Annotated in this window: 16 protein-coding genes; 8 read left to right on the top strand and 8 right to left on the bottom strand. The window is 41.9% G+C overall.

Annotated elements, in window-relative coordinates:
- Positions 1–9: 9 nt before the first annotated feature.
- Positions 10–1,908, bottom strand: a complete 1,899-nt coding sequence (locus GQS54_RS12220; RefSeq protein WP_166424268.1) for a dentin sialophosphoprotein — start codon at positions 1,906–1,908, stop codon at positions 10–12.
- A gap of 667 nt (positions 1,909–2,575) precedes the next feature.
- Between GQS54_RS12220 and GQS54_RS12215 the strand changes: the two genes are divergently transcribed.
- A complete protein-coding gene (locus GQS54_RS12215) occupies positions 2,576–3,406 on the top strand; it encodes a winged helix-turn-helix domain-containing protein (RefSeq protein ID WP_166424267.1) in 831 nt (276 codons plus the stop codon).
- 56 nt (positions 3,407–3,462) lie between these two features.
- Here GQS54_RS12215 and GQS54_RS12210 read toward each other — a convergent pair whose 3' ends face one another.
- Entirely contained in the window at positions 3,463–4,395 is a 933-nt protein-coding gene (locus GQS54_RS12210; RefSeq protein WP_166424322.1) for a LysR family transcriptional regulator, read from the bottom strand.
- 164 nt (positions 4,396–4,559) lie between these two features.
- On the opposite strand from GQS54_RS12210, the gene nfsB reads away from it, so the two are divergent.
- Entirely contained in the window at positions 4,560–5,213 is a 654-nt protein-coding gene (nfsB, locus tag GQS54_RS12205) for an oxygen-insensitive NAD(P)H nitroreductase (protein WP_166424266.1), read from the top strand.
- 184 nt (positions 5,214–5,397) lie between these two features.
- Here nfsB and GQS54_RS12200 read toward each other — a convergent pair whose 3' ends face one another.
- Positions 5,398–6,519, bottom strand: coding sequence for a zinc-binding dehydrogenase (locus GQS54_RS12200; RefSeq protein ID WP_166424265.1), 1,122 nt, complete (start codon positions 6,517–6,519; stop codon positions 5,398–5,400).
- A gap of 964 nt (positions 6,520–7,483) precedes the next feature.
- Between GQS54_RS12200 and lepB the strand changes: the two genes are divergently transcribed.
- Positions 7,484–8,134 carry a signal peptidase I gene (gene lepB, locus GQS54_RS12195; RefSeq protein ID WP_166424264.1) on the top strand — a complete coding sequence of 217 codons (651 nt, stop codon included), beginning with the start codon at positions 7,484–7,486 and terminating at the stop codon, positions 8,132–8,134.
- 74 nt (positions 8,135–8,208) lie between these two features.
- Here lepB and GQS54_RS12190 read toward each other — a convergent pair whose 3' ends face one another.
- Both GQS54_RS12190 and GQS54_RS12185 read right to left on the bottom strand, forming a co-directional pair.
- Positions 8,209–9,030 (bottom strand): alpha/beta fold hydrolase, encoded by an 822-nt coding sequence (locus GQS54_RS12190; RefSeq protein ID WP_166424263.1) that lies wholly within the window; start codon positions 9,028–9,030, stop codon positions 8,209–8,211.
- A gap of 23 nt (positions 9,031–9,053) precedes the next feature.
- Positions 9,054–10,172 (bottom strand): Zn-dependent alcohol dehydrogenase, encoded by a 1,119-nt coding sequence (locus GQS54_RS12185; RefSeq protein ID WP_166424262.1) that lies wholly within the window; start codon positions 10,170–10,172, stop codon positions 9,054–9,056.
- A 152-nt stretch (positions 10,173–10,324) separates the two neighbouring features.
- Between GQS54_RS12185 and GQS54_RS12180 the strand changes: the two genes are divergently transcribed.
- The 4 genes from GQS54_RS12180 (at position 10,325) to GQS54_RS12165 (ending at position 14,350) form a co-directional block, all read left to right on the top strand.
- Positions 10,325–11,200 (top strand): AraC family transcriptional regulator, encoded by an 876-nt coding sequence (locus tag GQS54_RS12180; protein WP_166424261.1) that lies wholly within the window; start codon positions 10,325–10,327, stop codon positions 11,198–11,200.
- A 231-nt stretch (positions 11,201–11,431) separates the two neighbouring features.
- The gene (locus GQS54_RS12175) at positions 11,432–12,589 is read left to right on the top strand and encodes a cytochrome P450 (protein ID WP_166424260.1); all 1,158 of its coding nucleotides are present in this window, start codon (positions 11,432–11,434) and stop codon (positions 12,587–12,589) included.
- A gap of 164 nt (positions 12,590–12,753) precedes the next feature.
- A complete protein-coding gene (locus GQS54_RS12170; protein WP_166424259.1) occupies positions 12,754–13,062 on the top strand; it encodes a 2Fe-2S iron-sulfur cluster-binding protein in 309 nt (102 codons plus the stop codon).
- Between the two features lie 31 nt (positions 13,063–13,093).
- Positions 13,094–14,350, top strand: coding sequence for an FAD-dependent oxidoreductase (locus GQS54_RS12165; protein WP_166424258.1), 1,257 nt, complete (start codon positions 13,094–13,096; stop codon positions 14,348–14,350).
- Positions 14,351–14,492: 142 nt separating this feature from the next.
- On the opposite strand, the gene GQS54_RS12160 is transcribed toward GQS54_RS12165, so the two are convergent.
- Positions 14,493–15,839, bottom strand: coding sequence for a HAMP domain-containing sensor histidine kinase (locus GQS54_RS12160; protein WP_166424257.1), 1,347 nt, complete (start codon positions 15,837–15,839; stop codon positions 14,493–14,495).
- A 5-nt stretch (positions 15,840–15,844) separates the two neighbouring features.
- Entirely contained in the window at positions 15,845–16,564 is a 720-nt protein-coding gene (locus tag GQS54_RS12155; protein ID WP_166424256.1) for a response regulator transcription factor, read from the bottom strand.
- A 169-nt stretch (positions 16,565–16,733) separates the two neighbouring features.
- Here GQS54_RS12155 and GQS54_RS12150 point away from each other — a divergent pair, with 169 nt between their 5' ends.
- Positions 16,734–17,162, top strand: a complete 429-nt coding sequence (locus tag GQS54_RS12150; RefSeq protein ID WP_166424255.1) for a Spy/CpxP family protein refolding chaperone — start codon at positions 16,734–16,736, stop codon at positions 17,160–17,162.
- Positions 17,163–17,277: 115 nt separating this feature from the next.
- Here GQS54_RS12150 and GQS54_RS12145 read toward each other — a convergent pair whose 3' ends face one another.
- Positions 17,278–17,658 (bottom strand): hypothetical protein, encoded by a 381-nt coding sequence (locus GQS54_RS12145; protein ID WP_166424254.1) that lies wholly within the window; start codon positions 17,656–17,658, stop codon positions 17,278–17,280.
- Between the last annotated feature and the right edge of the window lie 64 nt (positions 17,659–17,722).

Raw genomic sequence — 17,722 nt, 5'->3', positions numbered from 1 at the left:
ATAAAGGTTCTATTGTGGGTTCACATTTACATTTCCTTGGAAGGATACTTGCTGTTGTGCCAAGGCATTGTGCCCTAGATTTTGCACGTTTTGGTTGATACCAGCGGTTCCGTTGAATGTATCAGACATATTATTGTTGCTGGCGATAGTTGACTGATTATCAAAGCTGTACGTAACATAGTTACCTGTAACAGAGCCAGTCAAGTTTGACTCATTGACACTGTAGGTTGTTGTGGCCACACCGCCGTTATTTGCAGCGGATGTTCCCCATCCTTCTGACCATGCTGAGCTACTGTCGCTGTTATCGCTGTTATCACTGTTGTCGCTGTTGTCGACAGAGGCTGTGCTACCGCCGTTTGCAGACGCACCGCCTTCAGCTGCACTGGCATAACTATTGTCACTGTTATCACTGTTATCGCTGCTATCACTGTTGTCTACTGTTGCAGTACTACCGCCGTTCGCAGATGCGCCACCTTCGGCTGCACTAGCGTAGCTATTATCACTATTGTCGCTGTTGTCAGAGTTGTCAGAATTATCAGAATTGTCAGAGTTATCGACATTGGCTGTACTACCGCCGTTTGCTGAAGCGCCTCCCATAGATGAGTTAGCATAGCTATTATCGCTGTTATCCGAGTTATCTGAGTTGTCTGAATTATCGCTATTGTCTGAATTATCAGAGTTGTCGCTATTGTCAGTGCTGGCTGTGCTGCCCCCATTTGCTGACGCTGCACCCATAGCATTGGCGCTGGCCATGCTGTTGTCGCTGTTATTGCTATTGTCTACTGAGGCAGTACTAGCACCATTAGCAGCTGCAGAGCCCATTGCGCTAGCGCTTGCCATGCTGTTATCTGAACGGTCAGAGCTGGCGGTACTGCCACCATTTGCTGCAGCGTCCGATGCAGACGCATAGCTATTATCGCTATTGTTACTGTTGTCGGATTTATCGCTACTGTCTGAATTGTCAGAACGGTCTGACATCGCCATGCTACCGTTGTTAGCGGTTGCTTCTGTGCCTGCGGCATAACTGTTGTCACTGCTGTCTGAGCTTGAGCTATCTGAGTTATCAGAATTGTCGCTATTATCAGAGTTGTTAGACTTGTCGCTATTATCCGAATTATCTGAGCGATCAGTCATCGCCATACTGCCATTATTCGCCGCTGAGTCGGCTGCTGACGCATAGCTACCATCGCTCTTATCGCTGTTGTCGGAGTTATTACTATTGTCTGAGCTGTCGGAGTTATCGCTGTTATCCGAGTTGTCTGAATTATCAGAATTGTCAGAATTGTCAGAACGATCAGTCATTGCCATACTGCCATTGTTCGCGGCTGTATCGGTTGCTGACGCTGAGCTACCATCGCTTTTGTCACTGTTATCAGAGTTATCACTGTTGTCAGACTTGTCGCTGTTATCTGAGTTATCAGAGCGATCGGACATGGCCATACTGCCGTTGTTAGCCGCTGAATCTGTTGACGAAGCGTAGCTGCCGTCACTCTTATCACTGTTGTCGGATTTATCTGAGTTATCAGAATTGTCGGAATTGTCCGAGTTGTCTGAATTATCAGAGTTATTGCTGTTGTCAGTTGCAGCCATGCTGCCATTATTGGCGGCTACTTCAGAGCCAGATGCTGAGCTGCTATCACTTTTATCACTGTTATCGGAATTATCTGAGTTATCCGATTTGTCAGAGTTATCCGAGTTGTTTGAATTGTCAGTGCTGTTGTCGGTTTTAGCGGTGGAATATTCATTTGCCGCAGCTGAAGAGTCTCCTGTGCTATCTGCACTGGCTGTCGCTGTTTGAGAATCAGCAACTTCGTTTGCGGTGTTCGTAGGGTTTGCCCATACGCTGGTTGCCGAACCGAGTATGATGGCCATGCTTGCTGCTAATAAACTTTTATTAAATATTTTCATCTTTTATGCTCCATTAAAAAACGATTTGTTACCATTCAGCAAAATCATCCTGAAAATAGCAACGCATTAATATATTAAAATATAACAAGTGAAAGGACGCATCGTTGCGAGCCTAGTCACTCGCAACAACTGTAGTTAATGGACAACTCAAAATTCCATCAATAAATAATTAAATTGGCATCAAAAATGTAAATTATTAATATTGTTTACATATTTAAAATAGAATGTTGCGTAATTTTAAACTCATTTAAATAAAATTTTTATAGTTTGCATAATTTATGTTTCAGTCTGAATAGAGAGCTGTATCGTGAGTCGTTTATTACCCGTTAACGGGGGCGATGTATTATTAATTGCCTTAATTGCCTTAAATGCAAAAAGGTTATAAATAAATAACCCTGTCTGTTTATTTTACATAATAAGTCTTTTGCTGGATGATATTGGTGATGGTTTTAATTAAGTTACCGTAATCATTAGGTTTATTATATTTGGTTTGTTTATTGCTAAGTGAATATTGATTATTATCGAATATAATGACTATCGATTATTTATTTTTGAATTGTAAATTAATCAGAAAATTGTGTTTACAAGGGATTCTGTTTTCTTCTTTCAAATATTTGCTGTTTTGTGTGTGGAGTCCGTCTGATTATGATTAGTAAAGGATCTTATTATGACTTATGCACAAACACAGCAGGGTATGCTAGTGATCTCAAATGATAACTTTCTCGTTGGTTTACTCACTGGCTTTAGTGTAGCGAACGGTTTTTATTTTTATTCCTTACCGGTGAACAATCCCTTGACCGTCAATAGCGTGCAACCCATTTGTCGAGTGGTACTTATAGACTTACGGAATTTAACACCATTATTAATGCGCTCTCATTTCGCAATCCTACAGCAAGTTAATGCTCTGCACGGTGTACCGGTTTGCGCTATTTACGACCAAAATGATCTAGATTTTGATCCTTGTTTATCATGGGTTAGCTATTTTAATGATGTTGACTTAATAGCCCAGCTCGACCGTTACTTAACTGACCTCATCGCTAGCTCAGCTAATATGTTTTATGAAAGACGCAGTCAAGAGCGTCGATGTGCAATTGATAGACGCGGCTTAGCTGCATTAAGTCATGCGACTGAAAATACAATTGGTAATCTACCAGTGACAAATAAATCAGGCCAGAACGATCCAGATCGTTTTTCACTTGGGCCATTCCGAGTTAATAAAAATAGCCGTTCTGTTTGTTATAACAGTCGTGATTTGGCGTTAACGGGTAAAGAATTTATGTTGTTTATGTTACTGGCAGAGGTACATGATCAGGTCTGTAGCACCGAAAGAATAATCGGAAAATTATGGCCAGATACGCGTAGAGCGAATAAGTCAGACCTATATCAATATATGCATTTACTGCGTAAAAAAGTCGAAGACGACCCTGAGGTGCCGAAATGGATACTTACCGTTAAGGGGGTTGGCTATCGTCTTAATACTAAGGAGTTATTATTGTAGCCGGCACGCTAATGGTGGGTTGCAAGAGCAGGCGTGCCGCTAATTTTCATCGCAGTTCAGCGGGTTATTCGTGCTATGGATTCAAGTTGATCCGTTAACGCCTTAGCGCTCTGATATATATGGTTTTTAAATGCGTTGACAGTTGGACTCAACAGTCGTCTTTCAGCGCAGACTAAATTTAATGGAAATGGTTGGCCTAGCCAACCATCGATATTAATTTCTATTAATCGACCATGTATTAAATCCATAATAATATCCAAACGGGATTTACGTGCAATACCTTTCCCCGCGATTGCCCATCTACGAGTAATGTCGCCATCTTTGCATTGGCGATTCCCTTGCACATCAATATTGCTAATGTTTTCGCCTTTGCAAAATGACCACCGTGTATCAAGTGTGTCATTGTGACCATGACACAGACAATTGTGCTGAGCTAATTCGTCTAGCGTTTTTGGCATGCCGAATTCGTTAATATATGCGGGTGACGCACACAATACCGGTAAATTATTAGCAGAAATAGGTATAGCAATCAGGGCAGAATCTTTAGGTTGACCATAACGAAGGGCCAAGTCTACCGGCTGACTGTAAAGGTCCGCCTGAGAGTCAGATAATTGCAAGCGCACCGCCAATTTGGGATGCAACGCCATAAACTCATCCAGCCAGGGTACCAGTAAATTCCGACCTAAATCTGATGGAGCTGACAATTGAATCACACCACTGAGCTCAAGATCTTCCTTATGTATTTCAGTGGTGGCGTGGTCCAAAATAGCCAGTGCGTCTTTGCAGTGTAGTAAAAATTGTTGACCTTTTTGGGTTAAACGAAGACTTCGTGTTGAGCGTATAAACAGCAGTACGCCAACGTCCGCTTCAAGGCGTTTTAAGGATGCGCTGACGACCGCGGGTGATAAATCCATTTTTCTAGCGCAGGCAGATAAACTGCCTTGTCGGGCGATTTCACAAAATAGTCTCAAGTCCTGTAAGTTTTTCATTGGTTGAATTCCACTTTCAATAAGTTTTTGAAAGTGTTTCATGACTGTCCCTATTTTTCAATAAAACTAAATTGAATAATATGTGATTATCAACATTGAACGCGGTAAATAACGGCACAGCCCGACACCGTATATGAAATTAAGCCAATTAATAAGGAATGCCAATGAACCTCATCGATATTGTACAAACACGTTACTCAGTAAAAGAATTTGACGCTTCCAAGAAGATTTCTGATACTGATTTTAGCCAAATTAAAGCGTTACTTCGCTTCAGTCCATCAAGCGTTAATTTGCAGCCTTGGCATTTTGTTATCAGCGATAATGATGAAGGTAAAAAACGCATTAGCAAGGGTACTCAAGGTTTTTTTATTTTTAATGAAGCCAAGGTGTTAGATGCATCTCATGTCATTGTGGTATGTGCAAGAACAAGTGCTAACGAAGAGTTTTTGAACCATTTATTAGACAAAGAAGATAAAGATGGCCGTTTTGCTGAAAAGCAATTTAGGGAAGGTCAACATATGGGAAGAAAAGTTTTTGCCGATATTCATCACTATGACGTAAAAGACTTCCAACATTGGATGGAAAAGCAAGTTTACCTAAATATGGGCACTTTATTATTGGGTGCCGCTGTGCTGGGAATAGACGCTGTGCCTATGGAAGGAATTGATGCAAAAGCCATTGATGAAGAATTTGGCTTGCGTGAAAAAGGTTACACGGCTCTGGCTATCGTGTCTTTAGGCTATCGAAAAGAGACTGATTTTAACGCTTCTCTACCGAAATCACGCTTACCTGAAAGTGAAATTATCGACATGGTTTAAGATTGTAGAGCGATCAATAATATTATCGTGTTCACTTGAAAAGATTATGTCATCAGTTTAAACATAATTTTACTGATAGATTATTTTGATGATGACAACATCGATAGTTGTGATTGATACGGTAATCTAAAAATAGAAAGGGCCAACAAAGTTGGCCCTTTCTATTTTGCGTAATATGGCGAAATTAACCCTTGTTAGGGTTTAAGATATACTTGCCGCCTGTGGTTTTAGCATTGTATTTGATAATAGTTTCGGGCGTTAGTGCTTCTTCGAACGTGAGTTCTTCTGTTGATTCGATAGCAAAGGTGGTATTAATTTCATCTGCAACACGTTTATGCAATTCTGCTATCTTCGAGGCATTTAGTTTTCCAAGGAAGCGCATTAACAACCATCCGCCGACACTCCAAGTCATACCAAATGCGCGATTTAGAATGGTCGGTGCAAAATCCAATCCGCCATAGATATATACTTGCTTGTTATCAAGAGAACCATAGGTGTTAAAGCCTGTGGCATCTTTGCTGCCTACGGCTTCCATTGCCGTTAAAATATCGCTGGCTAATTCACCACCGCCTATCGCGTCAAATGCTAAAGTGGCGCCTGTAGCCGCAATGGCTTGGTATAAATCTTTTTTAAAGGTTTCACTAGAAGAATTAACCACATATTTTGCGCCTAGCTTTGTTAGCTGGTCGACTTGTTCTTGCTTGCGTACGATATTAACTAATTGTACGCCTTCCTCAATACATATCTTATTCAACATCACGCCTAGGCTAGATGCTGCAGCAGTGTGAACCAGTGCGGTATGTCCTTCCATCCGCATGGTTTCAACCATGCCTAATGCAGTAAGGGGATTCACAAAGGATGAAGCCGCTGCATGAGCCGTTGTATCATCATGATGCACAATACATGCTTGTACTGGAACACAGCAATATTGGCTATAGCAGGCGCCCGTTAGTACTGCTACTGTTTTGCCAATAAGCGCTTGAGCCTGTTCACTATCACCCGCAGCGATAACCACTCCAGCACCTTCATTACCAATTGGTAGTGTCTGATCTAAGCGAGATTTAATCCGCGGCAACATGCCTTTATGCACAGGCGCGGTTAACGTTGTTTTATCGTCACTTAATTTTGCTTTAGATAAATCAGCGGGACCAAACATTGGCCACATATCAGATGGATTGATAGGAGATGCTTCCATTTGAACAACAATTTCATGTGCTTTGGGTTTTGGTACATCTACTTCGTTTAATTTGATTGTTAGCTCACCATCAGATGAAATTTGGGTAAACAGCTGTTTGGATTTGTTCATATTCTGTAGTCCTGTCAGGTTGCTCTTCGAGCCTGATATTGTCCTATCATGCAGCGAAGGTGGTTTTTATTAATATGTGAAAAAATTACCATGGGGACGCAAGGCTTGCGAGTCAATAGAAATGTTACATGATCATCACTGGTATAAATTCGTAGTGCTCGGCTATTTTAGGGATGTCATGACGGTTTTAGGGATGTCATCACGGTTATTTTGTTGAACTCAATCGCAGAATCGAAATTTTTTGCTTGGTAAAGTCAGTTATCTGCTAATGCAATCAATGTTTGCCAGTCTGCAGATTGTTCATGCTAAAACAGTGGGTGTATCGTCTTGTCGTTGACTAATCTACATGGCCAGATAGATGTATTTTAATGCTTAAGGATAATTCGATTACTACCGATTGGGTGCTCTTAGTTGTCGATAAAAATGAGTTAAACCTGTTTGATCATATTATGCTTGATATGAACTGATTGCTTTATTTAGTTGATGGTAGGTTGTGGAAATAGATTGCTTAAGGTTCCGCATGGGTCATTTATCCCCATTAGCAGACTTGCGCAATTTGTGCTTTGAGTCATTCACTTTCAGCGCGTAGTCGTATTTAATCCGATCGCGCGGACAAGCTCGTATGCAGTGATAATGCACTTATAAATAACACGCAGCGTTGTGTTAATCGTATGCGCACAGCAAAAGGGGTTACTCCGTTTAGAATGTAAATAAACGATATCGTTAACCTTGTGAGTATTGCCCGACTATAATTCAACATCATATATATGATCTGAGTTCGTCAAACAACCCAAATCCCGTGATTGCCAATAATGGCTCCAGATTAGGCAAACGGATACATCGTTACGCTTAGTAACAATAAAACAAAGTGTTTCTCTTTTTTGTCAGCAATACTCACTTTAAATTAAAGATAATTACGCGTGTATAAACTATCTTAGTGTATTTTTTTCCATAAGGTGCAGTCATGCAGATTAAATTAAAAACCCTATATTCAGAAAACAAATCATTTATTTTATTCATCTTATTGATGTGTGTGTTTAGAAGCGCAGTGGCAGATTGGAACGAAGTGCCAACAGGCTCAATGCAGCCGACTATTGTTGAAGGTGATCGCATCTTAGTCAATAAGGTGGCCTACGATGTTCAAATGCCTTTTAGCCATCACTCTTTGTATAAATTAGCTGACCCACTGCGTGGTGATATTATTATTTTTGACTCTGAGGTATCAGATAAACGATTAGTCAAACGTGTGGTAGGTGTGCCGGGCGACACGATCGCGATGATTGACAATACACTGTACATAAACGACCAGCGGCTGGAATATATTGACGATAAAAACAATGGCCGTTTTAGTGATAAAATCGAAGATTTATTGGGTGTGCAACACCGTATTCGCATTGCCAATGGCGGTTCAGCGTTATCGAGCTTTACGACCGTAAGCGTACCGGCCGGTTATTATCTCGCAATGGGGGACAACCGTGATAATAGTGCTGATTCTCGCGTGATTGGCCTCGTACCGCGCCATGAAATAATTGGCCGTGCTCAGCAGGTTGTCGTGTCGCTAAATTACGATAATTATTATCTACCGCGGTCTGAGCGTTTCTTACATACCCTATAGCCTATAAGGTAAAAAATAGGCTGTTAATTGAGCCACGCTAGCTGCAGGTTAGCACAATTAACGAATCGAAAGACTTATACCGGGATGGCAGTAGAATAGCGTTTTTCAATGTCAGAAAACCACATCAAGCTCTGTGCAACATTCTTATGCCAGTAAGACCATTGATGACCGCCTGCATACTCATGATATTCATGAGATATGCCTACAGTAGCTAATTGATGTGTTAGCCACTGGTTTGATTCGAGTAATTGATCCTCAGTCCCACAATCGAATCGCACGGGCGGGAGGGTATCCGCATTTTTAACAAACCAATATATTAAGTCTGACTCATTTTCAGACGAGCAGTCATAAAAGGATAGCGGTGTATCGACGAAATGTGTCATGTCTTCTATTTTGGTAATAGACGAATGGCCTGAAATACCACTAAAACGAGAGGCGTATTTTGCACCTAAACGCAATGCACCATAACCACCCATAGACAATCCACTGATATACCAGCGACTCTTATCTGTCACGGCTGGTCCTTGAACTTGTTTAACAGCCTGAATAACGTCGTCCATGATCCACTGGTCGTAATCATGTTTATCACCAAGAGGTAAATAGGCTGATCCATCTTTAAGACCGCCGTCAGATGGCATTACCAGTAAAAATTCTTCAAGTCCTTTTGCTCTAAGTGCATTGTATACCTCGTGGACTCCGCCTAGATTCATCCAAACCCAATGATTACCGTATACACCGTGTAAAAAAATAACCACAGGTATATCGGTTTTGGGTGTATAAGCATTATAAATGGTGACGTCATGCCGCCCATCGAGATGACTTGAATGTACTGTAATAAACTTGGTTCTATCAGGTGAATATTCTCGATTCGACACTTCTATGCGCTCAATGCTCATTGTTAGCTCCGTTATGTATCTGCTTAAGCAAAAACGACTACCCCTTTGGCTATTCGCCCGTTTAGCATGTCGTCGAAACCTTCAGCAACATTCTCAAGGGTATAGGTTTTACTGACGAGTTCATCCAGCATGAGTTGCCCGCTGGTATATAAGTCTAATAACGTGGGAAAGTCGGCTTGAGGATTACATTTTCCATACAAAGGGTTAAGGTAAATTTTATCCCATTCGAATAGCGCGCAATTAAAATCGATGCGCTGTTCAATTCCACTCACTTGAACCGCTGTACCTGCATTGCGAATAAGCGCTAAAGGTGCCGAGCCGAGGGCGGGAATAGCGGTACACTCAAATGCATAATCAGCGCCGCGTTCGTCGGTTATCTTATTCACCAGTGCGCGCATTTGAGCAAAATCGAGATCATGGGGGATTGAAATAAGTCCGTGAGTGGCGCCAAATACTTTGGCCTGTTCAAGACGAGCGTGATTGATATCGATAGCAATAATTTTGCGGGCTCCGGATATACGGGCCGCTTGAATAACGTTTAAGCCCACGCCGCCGCAACCTATAACGCATACAGTGCTGCCTGCCTTTACACTCGCTGCGTTGACTACTGACCCATATCCGGTCATAACACCGCAGCCGATAATTGAGGCCGAAGCAAAAGGAATATTATGGGTATACTTAACTACAGCGGCCGCTTTGACAACGGTGTATTCACTTAATGTACCTAAGTGAAATGAGCGTTCAAGAGGTTCGCTAGCGAACGTTGTGGCCTCAGCGTGGGCATGACCACATAAACCATTTCCACACACGGGGGAATTGTTTTCACAGATATGTACGTTTCCATCTTGGCAAGCAAAGCAATGCCCGCAGGGTATCGACCAATTAAGAATGACCTTATCGCCTATATCGAAACCTGTTACGTCATCACCTATGGCATCAACAATACCAGCACCTTCGTGGCCGACGACAAACGATTTATTCCAATTCTGAATAGAGTCCCAATCGGTATGGCATAAGCCCGACGCTAATATTTTAACGCGGATTTCACCTTTTCCTGGGGGCGCAACATTAACCGTAACCAGTTCGTAAATGCCTCGACCATTGGAGACAATCGCTTTTGAATGGTGGGTTATTGGTTTCATGATTAGCCGTCTCTAGTAAATCGTTTGATAAAAAGTATCAAAATTACACCATGTAACAGTGACAGTTTATGTCACATTTTGGTGACAAAGTATCACATAAAGGGGTAGTCTCATTGCTATTGGAAATATTTCACTGTTAACAATGGTGTTAAATGAAACAACAAAATGTGTACTGTGAACCACTGTGTATTGCTAAAGAATATTTGTTCGATATTCAAAAGGTGAGCTATCAAGATGCTGAGCCATACTCGTGTCTAATGCATTTTCATGAAGTGCATGAATTGATTATTTTCGAAGAAATAGAAGGTAATTATTTCTCAAGTCAAGGCGATTCAACCCTTGAAGATGACGACATCGTGCTTACGCCCGCTCTTGAAGTACATAATTATGAAATAAGCCCCAAAGCCAAGTCGTGGTACCTGATTCAGTTTATGCCTAAGATCCTAGACTTAGCCCAATTTCAATCAGTTAAACCGTTATTTAATCGCGGCGTGCATTTACGCATGAATAAAGAGAATATCACTATCGTTCAGCAGCAAAGCAAATGGTTGTTAGATTGCTTTAACCAACAGCCGCGAAGTGAAAAGAGCTTAGCTTTATTGTCATTACTGCTTTTATGGATTGCTGACCAAGCCCAAAACGTAGAGCAGAACAACGACCACACCTTGCGCCATTCCCAAGGTTTTGCGCGTTTAATGCCGGTTATTAATTTATTTAAACATGATGAGTACGTTAACTTAAGTGTGACTGAAGCGGCGAAAAAATGTCACTTATCGACTTCGCATTTTTCTCGATTATTTAAAAGTGTATTTCGCCACACCTATGCCAACTACATCTTGCAACATAAACTTCATCACGGCGCTCGCATGCTTAGTCAAAGTAAGTTTTCGGTTACGCAAATCAGTTACGAAATGGAGTTTTCAAGTCCATCTCACTTTATCGCTCACTTCAAAAAATACTACGGTGTAACGCCATATCAATATAGAAGCGACATTAATCGTCGCATATTGAGTGCCGAGACGGCTTAATCCCCACACTTTATTAAGTATATAAATCAATTTTTATGGCGCATATACCTACGGCGTAAATTGCGGACTAATGATATTTTTGCTGATAAATAGCCATCTTTTTGCATTATATAACGTAATAGACAGTCGAAATTTGATAGTTTTAGTTAGGATCTAGGTATTTATAGGGCAATTGCCAGCCTAAAATGTTTCACAGTTCTTACTGATTAATATGCAGGTTTGATGCTAAATATGAAAAAACATCTATCACCCGATCCTTTTAAAAATACCCGGGCAACGAGCGGTTGTGCACATATGGATGATCAGAACGATCCCGTAACCATGATCTTGCGTCTTAAAGATGTGCGCAAAACGGCGCATAACTGGAAGACATTCCAGTCGGGAGCAACCCCTGGACGCATCGTTATTCCTTCCGAAGTTAAAATTCGTGATACCCGGCAAATACCGTTTGAAGTTGATCCTCCTCTTCATGGCTCGTTTCGAGCTTTACTCGACCCATGGTTCAAGCGTCCTCTGGAGGCTGACTACAAAGCAAAACTATCCACCCAGATCAAAGCATTAGTGGAAAATGTATTAAAAGCGGACAAGGTCGAAACCGTCGCCGAGTTCTCTCTTTGTTTACAATCACATGCACTTACCTTGTTATTAAATACTGATGGCAGCGAAGCTGACACGTGGATTGGTTGGGGCACTCATGTTTTTCGTAGCGAGCACGACCCACTTGATGGGAATAAAGCAGCGTTACTGTACGACTATATCGATGCGCAAATAAAATCAGCGGCAATTAATCCTCGCCATGACCTTTACTCAGTATTGTTGGCTGCGCAAGTTGATGGCAAAAAGTTAACGTTTGATGAAATCAAAGGGATCATGATATTAACCTTTGCTGGCGGACGAGACACAGTTATAAATGCTGTTACTAATACCATTGCTTATTTTGCCGAGAACCCAGAGTCATTAGTGCGTTTGCGTAACGAACCAGAAATCATTGGTCGTGCGATAGAGGAGCTTATTCGTTATTTCGCTCCCTTGACGCAAATGGGTAGAGTGGCAACAGAAGATACCCAAGTCTGTGAACACGCCATTGCGGCGGATTCCCGTGTATCACTGTGCTGGGCATCAGCAAATCGCGATGAGAGTGTGTTCGAATCTCCAGATGAAGTCATCTTGGATAGAAAATTAAATCCCCATGTCAGTTTTGGTTTTAGTCACCATAATTGTTTAGGTGCCACCCATGCCAGACAGATCATGCGAATACTGATAGACACATTAATTGAAAAAGTGAGCTCTATCGACATTCTTGATTGCGAAGAAAATATTGAAACGTTAGGGGAGTTTTCACGCAAAGTGGGTTTTCATCGACTCAATGTTAAATTCAATCCACGCTAAAAGTGTGCTTAATAAGTCCGCAAATTTTATACCCTAGAGCGATTAATATTTCCGCTAGCAGTACGCAAGTGGGCCAGATAATAAGAGGCAAATAAGTAGAAATATAGAGCACGCAGAGACGCGACGTGAACGTGCCATCTAACTAGACATAAGAGGATCAAAAAGTGGCTAAAATTACATTTATAACACAAGACAATATACCGGTTACTGTCGAAGGTGAATCGGGCTCGGTTATGGCGCTGGCTGTTGATAATAATATTGCTGGCATCGACGGTGATTGCGGGGGCGTTTGCTCTTGCGCCACATGTCATGTCCACGTGGCTAAAGATCAATTTAGCTTGGTAGGAGAGGCTAGCGAAATAGAGAAAGACATGTTGGAGTTAGATGATAGCACCGACGATTATAGCCGTTTGTGTTGCCAAATTGACATTACAGATGAACTAGACGGATTAGTACTAACCGTCGCCGGTTAATACCCAGCAGAAATATAAAGGTTGAGACGTTATGACGTGCACTAATAATACCCAAGATACATGCATTATTGTTGGCGCCAGTCATGGCGGCGTGAATCTCGCTTTTGCTTTACGAAAGGACGGGTACACCGGGAAAATCAAGTTAGTTGATGCGGATAGTAATCTGCCTTACCACAGACCCCCTCTATCAAAAACCCATCTTGTATCTGAGCAGCCTGCCGGTCAATTGTTAAAGCCAATTGAGGGATACGAAAAAGCACAGATTGAGCTAACACTCGGCGTGAGCGTGATCGATGTTAATCGTCAGTACAAAAAAATTACGCTTAGTGATGGTTCTGTGCAGTCTTACACGAACTTAGTTCTGGCCACGGGTGCCACACCCATCATTCCCCCTATTGCGGGACTTAAAGAAGCCAAGAATGTATTTACCATTCGTACCGCCGACGATGCCAAAGCAATTACCACAGCCTTCAATGCCTGTGAATTTAAGCGAGTAGTGGTTATTGGTGGTGGGTATGTTGGCCTTGAAACCGCAGCGTCGTTGCGCAAATGTGGGGCGAAAGTGACGGTCCTTGAGCGTGAATCTCGTTTGCTTGCGAGGGTAACAGCCCCTTACATGTCTGATTACTTCTACGGGTTACATCAAGAAAATGGTGTTTCGGTTTTTAACGATAAAAACGTGAGTGAAATACGCACTAGCGATAATGAGAATTCGGTTGTGTGCAGCGACGGTAGCGAATATCTAGCTGACATCATTATTGTTGGGGTAGGGGTGCGCGTGAATACGGTTCTTGCAGAGCAAGCTGATCTGATCATCGAAAATGGGATTGTTGTAAACGAGTACAATCAAACCTGTGACAAAAACATCTTCGCCATTGGAGATTGTTGCGCGCAATTTAATCCTCATTACCAACGTTGGATACGGTTAGAATCAGTTCAGAATGCTGTCGACCAGGCCAAAGTGGCGGCCGCCGTCATTTGTGAAAAGCCGCCCAAATACAATCCGGTACCTTGGTTTTGGTCTGACCAATACGCAGTTAAATTACAAATGGTCGGGTTATCACAAGGCTACGACAATATCATTACGCGCAAAGAAAGTGATAAGCCTGGTAGTTTTTCAGTCTGGTATTTTAAAGGTGAAGAATTATTAGCAGTTGATGCTGTTAACCACGCAAAGGCTTACGTGCTGGGGACGAAATTTATTAACAGCCACGTAGAAATGAATAAACACAAATTAATGGATAATACCGTTTCTCTGACTGCGGACATCGTCAAAAAAATCGCTTAGGGATAGTGGGTAAAATGTAAAGTCATTAAATATGAAAAACCGGTGCGCTGACGGTAACGTTTTATAAGCGACCGTTTTTTAATATTGCCAATGTACGATTGCCTTAATCAGGAATCTTCGACATTGTCGATATATTTGTCGATTAGATTAGTTCTCGTGGCAGTATAATTTCTACGCATAAACCACCATCATCAGGACTACTTATACGCAGTTCACCTTTATGTTTATCTATGGCTTTAACCGCAATACTCAAACCAAGCCCAAATCCACTGGTGTGCATCTTGTTTCCTGCTCGGTAAAAGGGTTGCAGCAGTTTTGACATTTCCTCTTCATCCACTCCTGGCCCATGGTCACGCACCATAACAACCACACTATGTTCTCTCGATGATGTACTTACCTCGACTAGCTCTCCATTGGCAGAATATTTACATGCGTTACCTATTATGTTGTCGAATGCTTGCAGCAAGGCTTCTGGGTATCCTGGTATTTCTACTTTATCAACTGAGGTAAAACTCACCGGTATCGAGGGATAATTGACCGCCATATTATCAATTGCTTGTTGGCACAATGCATTGATATCGCAGTTTTCTGCGCTTGGGCTACTTTGTTCGAGCTTTGAATAATCGAGAATTTGTTGTATGAGTTGGTCAATACGCAGGCAATCGCTGTGAATTTGCTTGACGTGTTGACTGTCTGGACTTTTCTGTTCAATCAGCGCTGCTGAAACCTGTAATCGCGCTAATGGAGCGCGTAACTCATGAGATACATCGTGTAAAAGTTGCTGCTGGGCGCTGGCGGCTGCATGAGTTTTATTCACCATAAAGTCAATATCGAGCGCCAAATCACCTAATTCATCCCCCCGGGCAAGTAGCTTTCTGGGTAATGGCACCACTTCTTGGTGATTGGCATAACGCCGACTAAATGTGCCTAAATAATTGAGCGGTAAAATAATACTCCAACTTAATAGTGCACTGACAAGGGCTGACGCGATAAAAATAAAACCAAACTGTAATGACTGAAAGCGATATAACACTTGTTTGTATATTCGCGGTGCTTGGGGTTTGCTCATTTGTACTAGGTAGATTCGACTGGATGGACCCGATACGCGCTGTTCTGTTCGTTCCTCAGATTTGATTTTGTTCAATCGATAATGATAAATCGTATTCCCGCTTTCATCTTTGATAAGCATGGGAATCAGATGCCCATCGCGGTTATTCTTGTTACTGATCCAGTTTTTTAACTTCCTTTGCTGCCTAATGGGTGTGGCTAAGTTTTGTTCGTAACGCCAGACAATACGCTCAGCTTGTATAATAACGTCATTGTAGAACCGTTTATTGTATTCATCTGACGAAAATTTATTCACTAATACGAAGCCGGTCGCGATCATAACCAACAAACTGGCGAGCCAAAATGCGATGAAAATGCGCCAAAACAACCGCTTAACACCAAAGGCGTGTTTTGCGGTATCCCAAAAACCGGTTAGCGTCATCGCTACTAACCTTTTTCTTTTTGTAATTGCGGCTCAGTCAACATTTGGTAACCAACGCCCCGTACAGATTTGATCACGTCATGTATATCTGCGGCTGCAAGCTTTTGTCTTATACGGCTAACATGCACATCCATTGCTCGATCATAGGCTTCTAATGGTCGGTTCAAGACTTCTTGAGTCATATCTTGTTTGCTTATGGTTTGTCCAGCGCGTTCCATTAATAAACTCAATGCGTTGAATTCGGCACCCGTTAACGGTAATGCTACATTATTCACTAACGCTGAACGGGCACCACTATCTAATACTATACCGTGTAATTGGGCATGCACAATGTGGTTACTATTACCTTGCTGAGTTCGACGAATGATTGCGCGTATTCGTGCACTTAATTCCCTTGGATTACAAGGCTTAGCTAGATAATCATCTGCGCCCATTTCTAAGCCCACTATTCTATCAATATCGTCACCACGACCGGTTAACATCAGTATAGGCACCTGTTGCTTAGCTCTTACAGTGCGCAGTACATCTAACCCTGACATGCCAGGCATCATAATATCCAGTACGACAGTGTCGAATTCATTGGATTCCAGTAATCGCGCAACAGCAACATCGCCGCTATTGAGTGTCTCTACGGTAAACCCGTCTTCTTGTAAAAACTCGCTTAGTAGGGCACATAATGTTACGTCGTCGTCTACTAGCAATATTTTGTATTTATCATTTTCCATACAACTGAGTTTAACCGCTTTGTTATTAGGACTAACTAACTTTACTGAACTTTACACTAGCTTAACCCTACTTATCGAACCCTTTGTGCATACTTAGCGCCGTTGATGAAACAAATTACATTTATCCCGTCATTCACAGGAATGACACAAACCAAGTAGGAATATTATTATGAAAAAATTAATTGCTGGGGTTTTATTAAGCGCATGTATTGCAGACGGCGCATTAGCGGGTGGACAACATTCAGATCGTCATAGAGGTCAAGGCTTCTTTCCTATACATAAGATGGTTAAGGTACTTGATCTGAGCGATGAACAAGCAAGTCAACTTAAGGCACTGAAGTCTGAAATGCAAGCCGATAGACCTGAAAAGGGTAGCGGCACATCCATGAGAGCTCAATTAGCCCAGCTTGATTCAAGTGACGAAAATTATGAGCAAAAGCTAAACGAACTGGCTGACTTACGTGCCGAGCGCGCCAAAGCACAGTTTTTAAAGGCCGCTGATATGCGTATAAAAATCAATCAAATTTTAACGCCTGAACAACTTGAAAAGTTCAAAGCATTGAAGGAAAAACGCAGTAAACGTCACCACAAAGCATAGTTGCTCTATCTGGTCGAACCTCGTGAGTAGATTCTTCAATACGGCAACCGTAACGCTAAAAAGCTGTGTATCAATTAAATGGTACGCAGTTTTTTATTTTCAGCATTGTGACATGTCATGATTGACTATTTAACCACTTGATTGCGTCCGGGAGATTAGTGAAAACAGCTACATTTTGTGCAGATTTCGCTGGAATTCGTATATCATCTATTTTCACTAGGGCGTGTATCTTGGACACCATTGCTTTAGCAACCATATTTTGTGTGTTCAGCCAAATGTTATATCTGTTGAGTTCTGTATAAGCTTCGGGTGTGAAGCCTTCCACTGCTAAGTTACTGACCACGATTGAAAAAGGGGCGCCATGAAAGGTCTCTATTGTGGCGATTATATTTTTCGTTAATGCCTTTGTGCCGTGCTCATTAAAGCAACCACTGAGTTCTAGGATGATGATATTCCTCTCTACCGAGATTGAATAACTACCATGCTCAAGACTCATAAGACCTCCCGGTTATTCCCCCACCATAGACTAAAGTCGAGAACGCATTCTTAACATTAATTAT

The organism is Paraglaciecola sp. 20A4, from assembly GCF_011378905.1.
GTDB lineage: Bacteria > Pseudomonadota > Gammaproteobacteria > Enterobacterales > Alteromonadaceae > Paraglaciecola.
This window is presented reverse-complemented; position numbering and strand designations above follow the sequence as displayed.

Coding starts and splice junctions, on each gene's coding strand:
- GQS54_RS12155 (WP_166424256.1), bottom strand. CDS start 16,564: ATGGAAAATGATAAATACAAAATATTGCTAGTAGACGACGACGTAACA.
- GQS54_RS12180 (WP_166424261.1), top strand. CDS start 10,325: ATGAAACAACAAAATGTGTACTGTGAACCACTGTGTATTGCTAAAGAA.
- GQS54_RS12165 (WP_166424258.1), top strand. CDS start 13,094: ATGACGTGCACTAATAATACCCAAGATACATGCATTATTGTTGGCGCC.
- GQS54_RS12190 (WP_166424263.1), bottom strand. CDS start 9,030: ATGAGCATTGAGCGCATAGAAGTGTCGAATCGAGAATATTCACCTGAT.
- GQS54_RS12220 (WP_166424268.1), bottom strand. CDS start 1,908: ATGAAAATATTTAATAAAAGTTTATTAGCAGCAAGCATGGCCATCATA.
- GQS54_RS12215 (WP_166424267.1), top strand. CDS start 2,576: ATGACTTATGCACAAACACAGCAGGGTATGCTAGTGATCTCAAATGAT.
- nfsB (WP_166424266.1), top strand. CDS start 4,560: ATGAACCTCATCGATATTGTACAAACACGTTACTCAGTAAAAGAATTT.
- GQS54_RS12150 (WP_166424255.1), top strand. CDS start 16,734: ATGAAAAAATTAATTGCTGGGGTTTTATTAAGCGCATGTATTGCAGAC.
- lepB (WP_166424264.1), top strand. CDS start 7,484: ATGCAGATTAAATTAAAAACCCTATATTCAGAAAACAAATCATTTATT.
- GQS54_RS12185 (WP_166424262.1), bottom strand. CDS start 10,172: ATGAAACCAATAACCCACCATTCAAAAGCGATTGTCTCCAATGGTCGA.
- GQS54_RS12175 (WP_166424260.1), top strand. CDS start 11,432: ATGAAAAAACATCTATCACCCGATCCTTTTAAAAATACCCGGGCAACG.
- GQS54_RS12160 (WP_166424257.1), bottom strand. CDS start 15,839: ATGACGCTAACCGGTTTTTGGGATACCGCAAAACACGCCTTTGGTGTT.
- GQS54_RS12145 (WP_166424254.1), bottom strand. CDS start 17,658: ATGAGTCTTGAGCATGGTAGTTATTCAATCTCGGTAGAGAGGAATATC.
- GQS54_RS12200 (WP_166424265.1), bottom strand. CDS start 6,519: ATGAACAAATCCAAACAGCTGTTTACCCAAATTTCATCTGATGGTGAG.
- GQS54_RS12210 (WP_166424322.1), bottom strand. CDS start 4,395: ATGAAAAACTTACAGGACTTGAGACTATTTTGTGAAATCGCCCGACAA.